Below are 14,198 nucleotides of genomic sequence, written 5' to 3' on the forward strand. Positions count from 1 at the left end.
GGCTCAGCGCCACAATTGCTTGCTCGCCAGCGCCGCGCCTTGCGACAACGTCTCGAGCTTGGCCCAGGCGATCTCCGGGTGCACGCGGCCGCCGAGGCCGCAATCGGTGGCGGCGATCACCCGCTCGCGGCCGACCAGCCTGGCGAAGCGCAGGATGCGCTCGGCGACCAGTTCGGGATGCTCGACGACGTTGGTCGCGTGGCTGACGACGCCGGGCAGCATCAGCTTGCCGTCGGGCAGCTTCACCTCCTCCCACACCTTCCACTCGTGCTCGTGCCGCACGTTGCCGGCCTCGAAGGAATAGGCGCCGGCCTTGATCGCCAGCATCACCTCGACGATGTCCTTCATCGGGATGTCGGTGGTGTGCGGGCCGTGCCAGCTGCCCCAGCAGAGATGGAAGCGGATGCGGTCTTCCGGCAGGCCCTTCAGAGCGTGGTTCAGCGCCTCGACCCGCTGCATGGTGAATTTCTGATAATCGGCGACCGAGGGCTCGGGGACGATCTGGTCGAAATTCTCGGCGATCGAGGGATCGTCGATCTGCAGCACCAGGCCGGCATCGACGATCGCCTTGTATTCCTCGCGCATGGCGTCGGCGCAGGCCCAGAGGAATTCCTCGTCGGTCTTGTAGTGCTCGTTGCCGATGCGCGAGCAGCTGCCCGGGCCGATCGAGGTCATGAAGCCTTCCTCGACGCCGGCGGCGGCCAGGGCCGCCTTGAAGTTGTCGATATCGGCCTTGATCGCCGCCTGGCCGATATAGGTGAGCGGGCCGGTGCAGACCGGCCAGTCGTTGGTGCGCGGCCCGGTGGAGACGCCCGACTCAGGGTCGGAGTAGGCCGCCTTGAAACGGTTGCGATCGCGCCGGTCCGAGAAGCTCGACAGCACCACCTTGCCGGGTTCGGAGCGGTTGGGCGGGAAGTCGTAGAGATTGAGGCCGCGAAGCGTGAGCCCGCCGAGCCGGTGGAAGGAATAGCTCCACCAGGCGCGGTAGTTGATCTTGTGGCCCATCGACTTGCCGTATTCGCCGTCGCCGGCGATGTCGATGCCGGCGGCCTTCTGACGCTTCACCACCTCGCCGACCGCCGCCTTGAGCAGGCCCTGGAAGCGGGGCTCCTCCTTCATGCCGCCGGCCTCGCGCTGGCGGTTCGCCTCGATCAGCTCCTCGGTGCGCGGCAGGCTGCCGGCATGGCTGGTCAGGATGCGGTCGCGGCTCATGCGCATCGGCGTCGTCTCCCCGGATATTGTTGCTGTCGACAACAGTAGCGCGAGGCCGCGCGGCGCCCAACTGCATTCGTGACCATCGGCGGTGCCTCGTCATCGATCCGTCACGCAGCCCCGCTAAGACCGGGCCAACCAAGACGTTCCCGGGGATATCCAATCATGATCGTTATGCCGCCGCGCCTGTCCCATGCGCTCGCCTTGGGCTGCCTGTTCGCCGCGAGCGGCGCCATGCCCGCTTTCGCCATTCCGTTCACTGTCGGCAGCGGCGTCACCGACACGGCGAACAAGCCGGTCACCGGCACCGATACCGGCACGGTCGAGGCGGGCGGCACCCTTTCGGTCAGCGGCACGGCGATCACCTGGAGCGGGCCTTCGGCGGGCGTGACGATCGACAATTCCGGTACCATCACGTCGGGCAACCGCGGCATCGATACATCGGGCGCCAACCCGCCGCGGAACTTCACCCTGAACAACAATCTCGGCGCGCTGCTGAGCGGCGCGAGCGACGGCTTCCGCATCAACACCGATATCGGCAACGGCACGGTGATCGTGAACAACGCCGGTACCATCCGCTCGACCGTCGACGGCCAGGCGCTCGACTTCGATGGCAACGGCTCGGCGACCGGCACGGTGCAGATCAACAATCTCGCGACCGGCCTGATCCAGTCGGTCGGCCAGGATGCGCTCCGCACCGGCGAGGGCGCCGTGGTCAACAATGCCGGGCAGATCGTCGTCAATACGGCGGCGCCGGATACGAACTTCGACGGCGTCGACATGCAGGGCCGCAGCGCCACGGTGAACAACCTCGCGGGCGGCAGCATCTCGGGCGCCCGCCACGGCATCACCAGCGATGTCGGGCTGACCGTGACCAATGCGGCCGGCGCCGCCATCACCGGCCGCAACGGCTCCGGCGTCGGCTCCGACGGCACCGGCACCGTGACCAATTTCGGTACCATCACCGGCGCGGTCGACGGCACCTCGCTGGTCGGCGACGGCGATGGGGTCGATATCGACTTCGCCGCAACGATCATCAACTGGGGCATCATCCAGGGCACCGGCGCGGTCGGCGGCGCCGGCTCGCCCAATGCCAGCGAAGGCATCGCGGCCGGCGGCGGCTCGATCACCAACCACACCGGCGCGCTGATCAGCGGCGCCAACCACGGCATCCTGATCGACGACGGCGACGGCAACAGCGCCTACGCCGCCACCGCGCTGACCAACGATGGCACCATCCAGGGCCTGAACGGTTTCGGCGTGAAGCTGGTCGGCAATTTCGACGACACCGTCACCAATGCCGGCGTGATCTCGGGCACCAACGGCCTCGCCCTCGACCTCGGCGCCGGCAACGACACGCTCAACCTAAAGACCGGCTCGGCCATCACCGGCCTCGCCGATGGCGGCGTCGGCATCGACGCGGTCCGCCTCGCCGGCACCGGCAATCTCGCCAACACGGCCAATTTCGAGCAGCTCAAGGTCGAGAGCGGCAGCTGGACCCTGACCGGCGCGCAGAGCTTCAGCCAGAGCGTAACTGTTGCCGACGGCGCCGTCATGAAGCTCGCCGGCGCCCAGATCGCGACCGGCACGGTGCAGGTGGCTCAGGGCGGCGCCATCCAGGCCGGCGCCGGCGACGTGCTCCGTGTCGGCGGCGACTTCCTGAACCGCAGCCAGCAGAACACGATCTGGATGACCGAGCTCGCCAGGCTCGAACTGGTCGGTCCGTCCGACACCTCGCATCTGATGCTGCTGACCGGCAGCGATCTCGGCGCGACCAAGGCGGGCCTGATCGACAACTTCAGCTGGGCGAGCCTGCTGATCGAGCTCGGCAACGACCTCGCGCTCGGCGCCGGCATCGACGGCGTAGACGATCTGGCACTTTATCTCGGCGAGCTGCTCGGCGCCGAGATCCAGGGCGACAGCATCGCCAACATCGCCGGCAACGGCTTCAACATCTATTACGACCCTGGCCTCGCCGGGAACGCCTATCTTGCCGGCCGCAACTACCTGCTGCTCAACGGCGGCGAGCTGATCGCGATGACCGACGTGCCGGAGCCGTCGGGCCTGCTCGCCCTGCTCGTCGGCCTCGGCGCGCTCGTTCTGCGCCGGCGGCGCTGAGCAACGACTGGCGAGGGCGCCAGCCAGCCCGTACGATGCGCGAAACAACTGCTGGTATCGGCGATGCGTTTCGTGCGGTGGGGGATCGTCCTCGGGTTTCTGTGTGCCTTGTTCGCCTGCGCGCCCTCGATCGCGCCGACCCGCTGGGAGGCGCTGCCGGAGGGCCAGCGTGCCGTCATGTTCGGCACCATCACGGCCGATATCAGCGCCGGCGCGATCAACCGCTACATGCTGCGCTATCGCAATTTCGATACGGGCGAGACCGCGGCCCTCAACGTTGAGCCGCTCGACGATAGCGGCGACGACGATCTCCGCGAGCGCGGCAGGGTGGTCGGGCGTTTCTTCGAGGTGACCCTGCCGCCCGGCCGCTATGAATTCTACGACGTCTCGTTCCTCGCCATGGGCCTGTTTGGCGCCTCGCGCGAATGGAGCGCCCGCACGCCGTTCTCGCTGCCCTTCACCATTCAGGCCGGACGCACGCACTATCTCGGCGATGTCCGCGCCTATCCGGCCCGCGCCGGCGGCTATTTCACCTTCACCGATCGCGAGGCCAGGGCGCGCGAGCTGCTGGCCAAGCGGCGTGCCGCGGCGAAAGCGCCGCCGCCGCCCGCCGACATCGTCAACATCGTTCCCGACCCGGACAAGGCGGGCACGCCGTTCCTGCGCCGTGGCGGCTGATCGCGCCGCACCTCCTGGCCCGGATGCTGCATGATGGCGCGGCAGCCGGAGGAGGGCGCCATGGCCGATTGCTTCGTTGCGAACGTCCGACTGGATGACGGCTTTGCCGGCGGCTTCCTGATCGACAAGGGCCGCATCGCCGCGCTGGTAACGGCCGGCGCGCCGGCGCCGCATGCGAAGCAGACAATCGACGGGCACGGCCTGCTCGCCATCCCCGCGCTGGTCGACGGCCACATGCATCTCGACAAGACGCTGGCCGGCGGGCCCTGGCTCGCCCACCAGGCCGAGCCGCAGCGGATGAGCCGGATCGAGACCGACAAGAAGATCTGGCCCATGCTGAACCGCAGCGTCGAACAGCGGGCGACGGCGCTGCTCGACTGGTGCATCGGCCACGGCACCGCGCATGTCCGCACCCACGTCGACGTGGATCTCGAAGGCGGACTCTCCAAGCTTGAGGGCGTGTTGGCGGCCAAGGCGTCGCGCGCGGGCGAGGTGACGGTCGAGATCGTCGCCTTCCCGCAATCCGGCATCATGCGCTGCCCGGGCGTCGCCGACCTGCTCGACCGGGCGGTGCAGAGCGGCGCCGACCTGGTCGGCGGGCTCGACCCGCTGGAGATCGACCGCGACGTCAAAGGCCATCTCGACACCGTGTTCGAGATCGCCGACCACCGGGCCAAGGGCGTCGACATCCACCTGCACGAGCCGGGCGAGATGGGCCTGCACAGCCTGGACCAGATCTGCGAGCGCACCACGGCGCTCGGCCTCGGCGGCAAGGTGACGGTCTCCCACGGCTTCTGCCTCGGCTCCGCGCCGCCGGACAAGCAGAAGGCGATGGCCGACCGCATGGCCAAGGCCGGCGTCGGCCTCGTCACCCATGGCGGCGCGGTCTGGGCGGTGCCGCCGCTGGAGCTGCTGCATGAACATGGCGTCCTCGTCTTCGCTGGGAACGACGACGTGCGCGACACCTGGAACCCGATCGGCAATGCCGACATGCTGGAACGCGCCACCATGATCTGCTGGCGGGCCGATTACCGGCGCGACACGCAGCTCCGCTTCGCCTTCGAGCTCTGCTCCGGCCACGGCGCCCGCGCGCTTGGCCAGCCCGTTCCAGCCATCGCAGTCGGCGCCGACGCCTCCTTCGCCCTGGTCGAGGCGGAACACATCCCGGCCGCCGTGGCCGGCCATCCGCGCCGCGAGCTGGTACTGCACCGCGGCCGGGTGGTCGGGCGAGACGGCAAGCGGGTGCCGGCCGCCGCATAGCCCGCCTGCACGGCCGGCGCTTGCCGGGGCGGGGCGGCAGGGCTAGATCGGATCGCATGTCCCAGGCGCTGCAGCCGGCCCCGACCGGGCCCTATGCCGTGGAACGTGCCGCCGGCGAGCTGCGCCGCGGCCGGGCCGTGGCTCTGCTGGCGGGCGATGCGGCGGCGATCGTGCTGGCCATCGAGACCGTCTCGGCCGCCACGCTCGAAGGCCTGCGCGCGCTCGGCCCGCTCGACTTCGCGCTCAGCTTCACGCGCGCGCAGCGGCTGCATGTCCGCACCGCCGGCTCCGATCCGACGCTGGTGCCGCTGCCCGCCGATCTCGGCCTCGAAACCTTGCACGCGCTGGCCGATCCGACGCTCGACCTCGCCAACCCGCTGAAGGGCCCGTTCACCGCCCGCCGGGCGCCGCCAAGCGCGGCGGAGGCGGCGGCGGTCCGGCTCTGCAAGCTGGCGCGACTGCTGCCGGCCGCGGTTGTGCATGGCTGCACGCCGTCGGCGGCGCGAGCCTTCGCTGCCGCGCAGGATCTGCTCGCCGCCGATGCCGCCGCCATCGAGGCCTATGAAGCCGGCGAGGCGAGCCGGCTCGCGCTGGTCACCTCGGCCCGGGTGCCGCTCGCCGGCGCGGAGGATGCGCGGCTGTTCGCCTTCCGCCCGGCCGACGGCGCGGTCGAGCACATCGCCATCATGGTGGGCGACCCGCCGCGCGGCGATCCGGTGCTGGCGCGGCTGCATTCGGAATGCTTCACCGGCGACCTGCTGGGTTCGCTGCGCTGCGATTGCGGCGAGCAGCTGCAGGGCGCCATCGCCGCCTTGCGCCGCGCCGGTGGCGGCGTGGTGCTCTACCTCGCCCAGGAGGGCCGTGGCATCGGCCTGCTCAACAAGCTGCGCGCCTATCGTCTGCAGGACCAGGGCTTCGACACCATCGAGGCGAACGAGCGGCTCGGCTTCGAGGCCGACGAGCGGGTGTTCCGCCCGGCGGCCGAGATGCTGCGCCTGCTCGGCTTCGAGCGCGTGCGGCTGATGACCAACAACCCGGAGAAGGTGGGCGCCCTCGGCCGCTTCGGCATCGAGGTGGTGGAGCGGGTGCCGCATATCTTCCCGGCCAACCCGCACAATGCGGTCTATCTGGCGACCAAGAAGAACAAGGCCGGCCATCTCTTCTGACCATCCCGTCCGTGCGGCAGGAATTGCCGGGTACCGGCCGGCTAACCGGCTGAAATCATTGAGGTAGAGATTGGCCCGGCGGTTGCAAAGGCAGCCGGGTCATGAGCGATGCCGTCTCCGCCGCCGCGCCTGCCCCGACAGCCACCAAATGGTGGCTGGAGCCCGGCTATCGCGAGCAATATGCCGAGACCGGCAGTGATTTCGGCCAGATGGCGCCGAAGACCTGGGAGAACCGGGCCGACGAGGCGGAGCGGTTCAAGAAGTTCCTGTCCGGCCTCAACCCGCTGCATCACATCCCAGGCGTCAGCCTGGTCTATCGCGAGATCACCGGCGAGGAGATCGAGCCGGGTCAGCGCATCCTGGGCGGCGCCCTGTTCGGCGGCGTCTTCGGGATGATCTCCGGCGCGGTCAACGCGCTGGTGCAATATGCGACGGGGAAGGACATCGCCGGCAATGTGATCGCCACGCTGAAGGGCGAGGACGACACGGCCGCCGCCGCGATGCCCGCGCCGGCCGAAACCTCGGCGCTCGCAGCGCAGACCGTCATCGCCGATGCCGGCGCGCCGCTCGATCTCGACGCCTTGGAGGCGGAGCTGACCGGCGAAGCCGCGCCGCCCGCACCCCTGCCCAAGCCGCCGCCGGCCGAGACGGTGGCGGCCGCCCCGCCGGTCACTGCCGCCCCGGCTGCCGCGGCCCCGGCCGCTGCTGCCGATGTCCGCTGGTTCCCGGCCCGCGGACGCGAGAAGAGCCGCGGCGCGCTCGCAGCCACCGGTCCCTCGCTGTCGCCTGCCATGCTGGCGCAGACCCAGAACCGGATGCCGAACGCCGCCGTGCCGATGGTGCCGCGGGCGGGTGCCGGCGCCTATGACCAGGCCCTGGAACTGTCGCGCGAGCTGCAGCGCCATTACAACGGGATGGGCGTCCGCAATTGATGCGGGCGTGTTGGCAGGCGGGGACCCGCAAGCGCGTTGCCGTCTTCGCTATATCGCACCGGTAAATCGGGTATCTGGGCCGAAGCGAACCAAGACTTCAGGCGGCCCAGCCGATGCCGGCAACCCCATAGGCGCCGCTGCCGCGCAGCCGGCGCTGTGTCGAAGCATTCACGCCGCCCAGCGCAAGGACCGGGGCTTCGGCCAGCCTGACGAGCGCGGCGAATCTGACCGGCCCCAGGCCGGCCGCGCCGGGATGGCTCGCGGTCGGGAAGACAGGGGAGAGCAGGATCGCGTCGGCGCCGCCGCTGCGGCGCAGGCCGCGCGGGCCATGTGCGGCCGCGGTGACGGTCCAGCCCTGCCGCTTCAGGTGCCGGAGCCGGCCGAGCGCGCGCTCCGGCAGGTGGATGCCGTCGGCGCGCAGCCGGAGCGCGAGGCCGGCATCCTCTGCCACCAGCAGGGTCAGGCGACGTACACGGCAGGCGTGCGCAACGGCTGCGCCGAGCGCGTCGCGCCCTTTGGCCTCGTAATGGCGGAAGATCACGCCGGCGCCGCGCGGCAGGCGCCCGATCGCCGGCAGGGGATCGGCGAGGCGTTGCGCGTCGGTCATCAGCCAGAGACGCGGCAATCCGGCGCCGCCGGGCGAACGGCGCTTTGCCTTTCGCTTCGCCTTCCCGCCGCCCAGCGCGATTGCTAGGTTGCGCCCGATCGCCATGAGCTCCGCCCTTCCCCCGTCCCGCCCCGACATCGCCGCCAATCTCGCCTTCGTCAAGGCGAAGCTGGTCAAGGCGGCGGCCGATCCGGCTCATCCGCCGCGCCTGATTGCGGTGTCGAAGACCATGCCGCCGGAGGCGGTGCGCGAGGCTCTCGCCGCCGGCCATCGCCTGTTCGGCGAGAACCGGGTGCAGGAGGCGATGGCGAAGTTCCCGCCGCTGCGCGCCGAGTTTCCGGATCTGGAGCTGCACCTGATCGGCCCGCTGCAGACCAACAAGGTGCGCGAGGCGGTGGCAACGTTCGACGCGATCCAGACGGTCGACCGCGAGAAGCTCGCCCGCGCGCTGGCGGCCGAGATGCAGAAGCAGGGCCGCCGGCCCGACTGCTACGTCCAGGTCAATACCGGGGAGGAGCCGCAGAAAGCGGGCGCCCTGCCGCTCGAAGCGGATGCGCTGGTCCGGCTTGCCCGCGACGAGCTCGGTCTGCCGGTGATCGGCCTGATGTGCATCCCGCCGGCCGAGGAGGAGCCGGCACCGCATTTCGCCCTGCTTGCCAAGATCGCCGCGCGCAACGGCCTGAACCGGCTCAGCATGGGCATGAGCAGCGATTTCGAGGTTGCAGCGCAGCTCGGCGCCACCGAAGTGCGGGTCGGCTCGGCCATCTTCGGCGCGAGGCCCTCCGCTTAATTGCCAGCACGTGCTATAGTTGCGGTGCAACTCGTGTCGGGCATTGGCGGAGGGACGGCCATGCGCGCGGACTTCGGGAGCAATCTTCTTCGCATTGCGATTCTGGCAATCGCCCTTCTGACCTGGGCGGGCGTTGGCCCCATGGGCGGGACCGACCCGGCGATAGCGCAGCAATCCGACGGCAAGGATAAGAAGGACGGCAAGGACGGGCCGAAGCCCTGTCCCAATCCGCCCTGCGGCTAGCGTTGCGTCTCCGACGACGGGCGGGAACAGTGGGACGGGATTGACGACCCATGGCGGGCGATGCCGGCAAAGCCACGGACGCCGTGAAGCGCGAGGAGGGCGCGGGCGGAAAGCTCGAGATCATCCTCGCTTTCGCGTTCGGCTCGGTGTTTTCGCTGGTGCTGCTGGCCTTGGCGTTTTTCGTTCGCGACCCGACCGATCTCGCCGTCTTCGTGACCCGTGTGGTCATGGCACTGGCGGCCGCCGGCATCGGGGCGGTGTTGCCCGGACTGCTGCATGTCGAGATCAAGTCGATCCCGGGTGTCGCGGTGCGCGGCAGCGGCGCCCTTGCGCTCGGGGCGCTGGTCTATCTGGTCAATCCGCCGGCTTTGGTGCAGCACAGCAAGCAGGTTCGTTCCGCCCTGTTCGATGTCCAATTCGCGCTGGCACGCGGCAATACCGACTGGGCCGCGGGGAAGCTGCAGGAGATATCGCGACTGCTTCCCAATTGTCCGGATGTGACCTACTTGCAGGGCATCGTCAGCCGCCAGCGCGGCCAGCTCGACATCGCCAAGCACTATTTCGATGCGGTCTCGAGTGCGGCGGCAACCGCCGAGCCCTGCTTCGTTGCCGTCGCACCGGCCGAAATCGCCTATCAGCGGGCTCTGCTCGCCGATCTGCAGGGCGACGCAGCCCGAGCATCGACGGAGATCGAAATGGTCCTGCGCACGGCGACGCCGGGGACCACGCTCTATGGCGACGCTCTCTATGAACGCGGTCGCCTGAGATTGCTGTTGGCGATGCAGGCCATGGCCAGGGACGAACCCGCCTGGTCGCGCGATGCCGCGCAGATCGAAAGCGACTTCCGTGCCTTTCTGGACGGGTCGTGGCCCGGCATCGACCATAAGCACTGGGCCAAGTACCACCTCGCCTGTCTCCATGCGCATCTGGCTGGAAGCGACCTCGCGTCGCCTCGCGCCGAGCAAGCCCGCCAATGGGCCGCCGCTTTTTTTTTGATCTCGCCGGCCTGAAGGGCGAGCGCCGGCAGTTTGCCGAGTACTGGGAATGGCGCGATGTCCACGGCCATTTCGACTATCGGGCCGGCCATCCGTTGCAATGCTTCAAGCAGGTGACACGCTTCGCCCAGCCCACGCGATAGCCGGGCGGCCGGTCAGATCCTGACCCCCAACCGCTCATGCAGGGCCTGCTTGCCTTTAGGGGTGAAGCAGACGAGGCGGGGCTTGTCGCCGCGGCGGACCCAGCCGTGGGTGAGGCAGGCATCCATCAGAGCGGCGCCGAGCGCGCCGCCGAGATGCGGGCGGCGCTCGCTCCAGTCGAGGCAGGGCCGGGCGAAGATGCGTGACCGGTTGCGCGCCGCCGCGAGGTCGATGCCGAGCTTGCCGAAGGTCGCCTCGCCCTCCGCTGTCACCACATAGCCGTTGCCGTCCTCGCGGATCAGCGCGCGACCGATCAGGGCGTCGTGCAGGGCGACGGCGCATTCGCCAGCGAGATGGTCGTAGCAGCTGCGCGCGTGCCGAAGCTCGCCGCCATTCCGCCAGGCCGGATGGCCGCGCACCGGCGCCGTCACGGCTGCCAGCGCGCCGAGCCCTTCGATGGTCGCCGCCACGTCAGGCCCATTGACGCGGAAATAGCGGTGCTTGCCCTGCGGCACCACGGCGAGCAGGCCGCCGGCGACCAGCTGCTTCAAGTGGCCGCTGGCGGTGGCGGCGGTAATGCCGGCGATGCGGGCGAGCTCGCCGGCCGAGAGCGCGGTGCCGCCCATCAGCGCCAGCACCATGGCGGCGCGCGCCGGGTCGCCGATCAGGCGGGCGGTGGTGGCAAGGTCGGTCGGTGTCGTCATGGGCGCCAATCTAGCGCGCCCTCGGGCGGATCGCTTCGCTCCGCATCGAAACCGGGGGGGCGTTTGGCGGCTCCCTTTTCGTCATGCCCGTGCTTGGCACGGGCATCCACGGCCATCCGCCGCACTGCCCAGCGGCGTGGGTGGCCGGGTCAAGCCCGGCCACGACGCTGCTGGTTGCAGTGGTCAGCGGTTCAGCCTCGGCCAGTGGCCTTCGGCCTTGCTGATGAAGGCCTTGGGGTTCTCCTCCCAGGTCTTCTGGATGTCGGCGTTGAAGTTCATGTAGAGCTTGCCGTCGACGATCTTCCAGCCGCGCTCGGGGTCGACGTCGAACAGCTTGCCGTTGGCGACGCCCCAGGAGCAGAAGCCGCCATATTGCGGCGCGTATTTGGCCGGGTCGGCGATGAAGCGGTCGCGGTGCTCGGCGGTGGCGAACTTCCAGGTGACGCCGCCATGGACGGCCTCGATGTCGTTCTTGCCCTTCACCGGCTTGCCGTCGGTGAAATAGGCGACGACGTCATAGCCCTTGGCGCCGAGGCCGGCATAGAGGCTGTTATAGGTGCCGCCGGTACGGTCGATGGCGAAGGCGGGCAGTGCGGCGACGCCGATCGCCAGCGCGGCCAGGGCGCCGATCGCGTGGCGGCGGATCAGGGTCGATACGGTTGGCATGGGAATTCCTCCATCGTGTGGTCGGGGTGGTCAGATCGAACGGCCTTGTATTGAACCGAACGATCGGTATAATACGGCGATGGACGGTCCCCACAAAATCACTGCGCTTCACGTTCGCGTGGCCCGTGGCCGGCGGTTTGACACGCCGTCCACGCGTTCATAGCGTCGCCGCCTGCCCCATCCTGCCGGCCGAGACCGATGCCTGCCCCCCTGATCCCGCGCGACGAGGTGGTGCTCCGCCTGCTGCCGGTGTTCCAGCGCTATGGCTATGACGGCGCCTCGCTGAGCGAGCTGTCGAAGGCGACCGGGCTCGGGCGGTCCAGCCTCTATCACTACTTTCCCGGCGGTAAGGCCGATATGGGCCGCGCGGCGATCGAATGCGGCGCCCGCTGGCTCCGCGACAACGCCATCGCGCCGCTCAGCGGCGCCGGCACGCCGGCGAAACGGCTCGGTCGGATGCTGAAGAACCTCGACGGCCTCTATGCGGGGGGCCGCGCGTCCTGCCTGCTCGGCAATCTGGTGATCGGCGAATCGCGCCAGCTGTTCCAGGCCGAGCTCGCTCAGGTGTTCCAGCGCTGGATCGACGCGCTGGCCGCTCTCGCCGCCGAGGCCGGCCTGCCGCGGGCTGAGGCGGCAAAGCGCGCGCAGGATGCGGTGATCCGCATCCAAGGCGCCTTGATCGTCGGCGGCGGCCTCGGCGACACCGCGCCGTTCCGGCGCACGCTGGCGCGCATACCCGCCGACCTGCTGGCCGGGCGCTGATCGGCCGCCGCGCGACCGTGCCAATTCGGGGCCGGTCGAAGCTTCCCGCCGAGCCTGCCCGCTAGAGCAGAGCCTCGCTTGCGAGGAGGCGATGATGGAAAGCGTGTTCGAGATCCCGTTCGAGGGCGAGCGGCTCAATGCTTGGCGGATCGGCGCGGCCGCGGCGCCGCCGGTGCTCTATGTGCATGGCGCGACCTTTCCGAGCCGGCTCGCGGTCGGCTATCGCTTCGACGGGCTTTCCTGGGCCGACGACCTGGTGGCACGCGGCTTCCAGGTCTGGGGCTTCGACTTCCTGGGCTATGGTCGCTCCTCGCGTCCGGCCGGCGAAAACGGACCGGCCGGCCGAAGCGAAGATGCGGCGCGGCAGATCGAAGCGGTGCTGGGTGTGATGCGCGAAGCCGGCGTGCGGGCCGACATTCGCGTGATCGCGCATTCCTGGGGCTGCGTGCCGGCGCAGATCGCGGCGGCGCGAGGCCGCGTGCACCGGCTCGCCCTGTTCGGGCCGATCGTGCGCCGCGACGGCCAGGTGATGCCGCAGCCGCGCGAGCCCTGGCGCCTGGTCAGAGCCGCCAATCAGCACCGCCGCTTCGTCGAGGACGTGCCGGCCGGCGCGGCGCCGGTGCTGTCGGAGCGCCACTTCGCCCTGTGGGCGGCGGACTATCTGGCGAGCGATCCCGACGCCGCGGAGCGCGACCCGCCGGCGGTCCGCGTGCCGGCCGGGCCGGCGGCCGACATCATGGCGCTGTGGTCAGGCACGGCGCTCTACGATCCGGGCGCCGTGAGGTGTCCGACATTGATCGTGCGCGGCGAATGGGACAGCCTGACCACGGACGAGGATGCGGGGCGGCTCTACCGCGGGCTCGGCGCGGCGGCGAAATGGGATGTGAAGATCGCGCGGGCGACGCATCTCGCACATCTGGAAGCAGCGCGGTTCGAGCTTTATGCCGCCGTCGCGGCCTTTCTCGAGCTGCCGGGAGGGATGTGATGATCGCGGTGATCTTCGAGGTGCGGCCGAAGCCGGGGCGGGCGGGCGACTATTTCGATCTCGCGGCCGGGCTGAAGGCCGAGCTCGAGAGCATCGACGGCTTCGTCTCGGTCGAGCGGTTCCGCTCGCTGACCGACGAGGGCAAATACCTGTCGCTCTCGCTCTGGCGCGACGAGGCGGCGGTGGCGGAATGGCGCCGCCGCACCGGCCACCGCGCGGCCCAGGCCAAGGGGCGCGGCGAGATCTTCGCCGATTACCGCATCCTGGTGGCGTCGGTGCTGCGAGATTACGGCCTGGACCGGCGCGAGATGGCGCCGGACCGGGGGTGATTGCGCCGCTTGCCGAGGAACCCGCGCTCGGCGAGGATGCGCACCTCATTTCCGAGGGGGTTTCCGTGATCGCGCGCGCCGTCTTCGCTCTGCTCGCCGCCATGCTGCTGTTCGGCCATCCCGCCGCCGCTCAACATGGCGGCATCCAGGCCTTCGCCGGCGACTGGCGCGGCGGCAGCATCGACCTGGTGACGCCGAACCCGCTCGGCGATTCGCTGCGCGACCTGGAAGTGAAGATCAACGTCCACAAGGACGGCAGTTTCACCATGCTGTCGCTGGCGCGGATCGGCAAGGCGGCGCGCACCGGCGAGGCGGCACGTGTGCGCGCCATGGAGTTCAAGCCGACGAAGACGCCGCATCTCTGGCAGGCGCAACTTAGCTGCGACCCGAGCGGGGCGCTGGGCTGCGCCTGGGCCCGGGTCGACGGCAACCGGCTGGTGGTCACCGCGATCGACGTGGACGAGAACGGCGCCATCGAGACGCAGGTGACCGAGCGCGCGCTGGAAGGCTCCAGCATGCGCATCCACTTCCTGTCCTATGTCGAGGGCAAGCCGCGGCGCGAGCTGCGCGGCTCGCTGCAGCGCTACCAGGTGAGGTGACGACAGCCCTC

General features: G+C 69.8%; 17 protein-coding genes. 13 read left to right on the forward strand and 4 right to left on the reverse strand.

The features are described from left to right. Positions 1-3 precede the first annotated feature (3 nt). Positions 4-1,218, reverse strand: a complete 1,215-nt coding sequence (locus tag DT074_RS03870) for a cobalamin-independent methionine synthase II family protein (protein WP_119418501.1) — start codon at positions 1,216-1,218, stop codon at positions 4-6. A gap of 159 nt (positions 1,219-1,377) precedes the next feature. Between DT074_RS03870 and DT074_RS03875 the strand changes: the two genes are divergently transcribed. The 5 genes from DT074_RS03875 (at position 1,378) to DT074_RS03895 (ending at position 7,366) form a co-directional block, all read left to right on the forward strand. Then, positions 1,378-3,330: a beta strand repeat-containing protein gene (locus DT074_RS03875; RefSeq protein WP_162914595.1), complete on the forward strand. Its 1,953-nt coding sequence runs from the start codon at positions 1,378-1,380 to the stop codon at positions 3,328-3,330. Between the two features lie 72 nt (positions 3,331-3,402). Beyond that, entirely contained in the window at positions 3,403-4,008 is a 606-nt protein-coding gene (locus DT074_RS03880) for a hypothetical protein (protein WP_162914596.1), read from the forward strand. Between the two features lie 33 nt (positions 4,009-4,041). Continuing rightward, on the forward strand, positions 4,042-5,268 hold the full coding sequence (locus DT074_RS03885; protein ID WP_162914597.1) for an amidohydrolase: 1,227 nt from the start codon (positions 4,042-4,044) through the stop codon (positions 5,266-5,268). A 56-nt stretch (positions 5,269-5,324) separates the two neighbouring features. Continuing rightward, positions 5,325-6,434 carry a GTP cyclohydrolase II gene (ribA, locus tag DT074_RS03890; RefSeq protein WP_119418505.1) on the forward strand — a complete coding sequence of 370 codons (1,110 nt, stop codon included), beginning with the start codon at positions 5,325-5,327 and terminating at the stop codon, positions 6,432-6,434. A gap of 101 nt (positions 6,435-6,535) precedes the next feature. Further along, entirely contained in the window at positions 6,536-7,366 is an 831-nt protein-coding gene (locus DT074_RS03895; protein WP_119418506.1) for a hypothetical protein, read from the forward strand. A gap of 97 nt (positions 7,367-7,463) precedes the next feature. Here DT074_RS03895 and DT074_RS03900 read toward each other — a convergent pair whose 3' ends face one another. After that, entirely contained in the window at positions 7,464-8,078 is a 615-nt protein-coding gene (locus DT074_RS03900) for a thiamine phosphate synthase (protein ID WP_119418507.1), read from the reverse strand. Here DT074_RS03900 and DT074_RS03905 point away from each other — a divergent pair. Genes DT074_RS03905 through DT074_RS27900 form a run of 4 tightly spaced genes read left to right on the forward strand, consistent with a single transcriptional unit; the run spans position 8,077 to position 10,144 of the window. Continuing rightward, entirely contained in the window at positions 8,077-8,763 is a 687-nt protein-coding gene (locus DT074_RS03905; RefSeq protein WP_119418601.1) for a YggS family pyridoxal phosphate-dependent enzyme, read from the forward strand. The two genes, DT074_RS03900 and DT074_RS03905, sit on opposite strands and share 2 nt — an antisense overlap. 60 nt (positions 8,764-8,823) lie before the next feature. After that, complete coding sequence (locus DT074_RS03910; RefSeq protein WP_119418508.1) at positions 8,824-9,006, forward strand: hypothetical protein; 183 nt, start codon at positions 8,824-8,826, stop codon at positions 9,004-9,006. Positions 9,007-9,056: 50 nt separating this feature from the next. Further along, positions 9,057-10,016 carry a hypothetical protein gene (locus DT074_RS03915; RefSeq protein ID WP_119418509.1) on the forward strand — a complete coding sequence of 320 codons (960 nt, stop codon included), beginning with the start codon at positions 9,057-9,059 and terminating at the stop codon, positions 10,014-10,016. After that, the gene (locus DT074_RS27900) at positions 9,980-10,144 is read left to right on the forward strand and encodes a hypothetical protein (RefSeq protein ID WP_162914598.1); all 165 of its coding nucleotides are present in this window, start codon (positions 9,980-9,982) and stop codon (positions 10,142-10,144) included. Before DT074_RS03915 ends, DT074_RS27900 begins: the two co-directional genes overlap by 37 nt. A gap of 12 nt (positions 10,145-10,156) precedes the next feature. Here the strand turns inward: DT074_RS27900 and DT074_RS03920 are convergent, their stop codons facing one another. After that, entirely contained in the window at positions 10,157-10,846 is a 690-nt protein-coding gene (locus tag DT074_RS03920) for an ArsR/SmtB family transcription factor (RefSeq protein ID WP_119418510.1), read from the reverse strand. A gap of 183 nt (positions 10,847-11,029) precedes the next feature. Next, a complete protein-coding gene (locus DT074_RS03925; RefSeq protein ID WP_119418511.1) occupies positions 11,030-11,512 on the reverse strand; it encodes a YHS domain-containing (seleno)protein in 483 nt (160 codons plus the stop codon). A gap of 198 nt (positions 11,513-11,710) precedes the next feature. Here DT074_RS03925 and DT074_RS03930 point away from each other — a divergent pair, with 198 nt between their 5' ends. The 4 genes from DT074_RS03930 to DT074_RS03945 all read left to right on the forward strand — a co-directional run bounded on the left by DT074_RS03930 (position 11,711) and on the right by DT074_RS03945 (position 14,187). Beyond that, positions 11,711-12,274, forward strand: a complete 564-nt coding sequence (locus DT074_RS03930; RefSeq protein ID WP_119418512.1) for a TetR/AcrR family transcriptional regulator — start codon at positions 11,711-11,713, stop codon at positions 12,272-12,274. Positions 12,275-12,368: 94 nt separating this feature from the next. Continuing rightward, a complete protein-coding gene (locus tag DT074_RS03935) occupies positions 12,369-13,259 on the forward strand; it encodes an alpha/beta hydrolase (RefSeq protein WP_162914599.1) in 891 nt (296 codons plus the stop codon). Then, on the forward strand, positions 13,259-13,588 hold the full coding sequence (locus DT074_RS03940) for an antibiotic biosynthesis monooxygenase family protein (protein WP_119418514.1): 330 nt from the start codon (positions 13,259-13,261) through the stop codon (positions 13,586-13,588). The genes DT074_RS03935 and DT074_RS03940 overlap by 1 nt, the downstream gene beginning before the upstream one ends. Before the next feature lie 65 nt (positions 13,589-13,653). Continuing rightward, the gene (locus DT074_RS03945) at positions 13,654-14,187 is read left to right on the forward strand and encodes a hypothetical protein (RefSeq protein WP_162914600.1); all 534 of its coding nucleotides are present in this window, start codon (positions 13,654-13,656) and stop codon (positions 14,185-14,187) included. Positions 14,188-14,198: the final 11 nt, after the last annotated feature.

Source organism: Desertibaculum subflavum (assembly GCA_003576705.1).
Classification (GTDB): domain Bacteria; phylum Pseudomonadota; class Alphaproteobacteria; order Ferrovibrionales; family Ferrovibrionaceae; genus Desertibaculum; species Desertibaculum subflavum.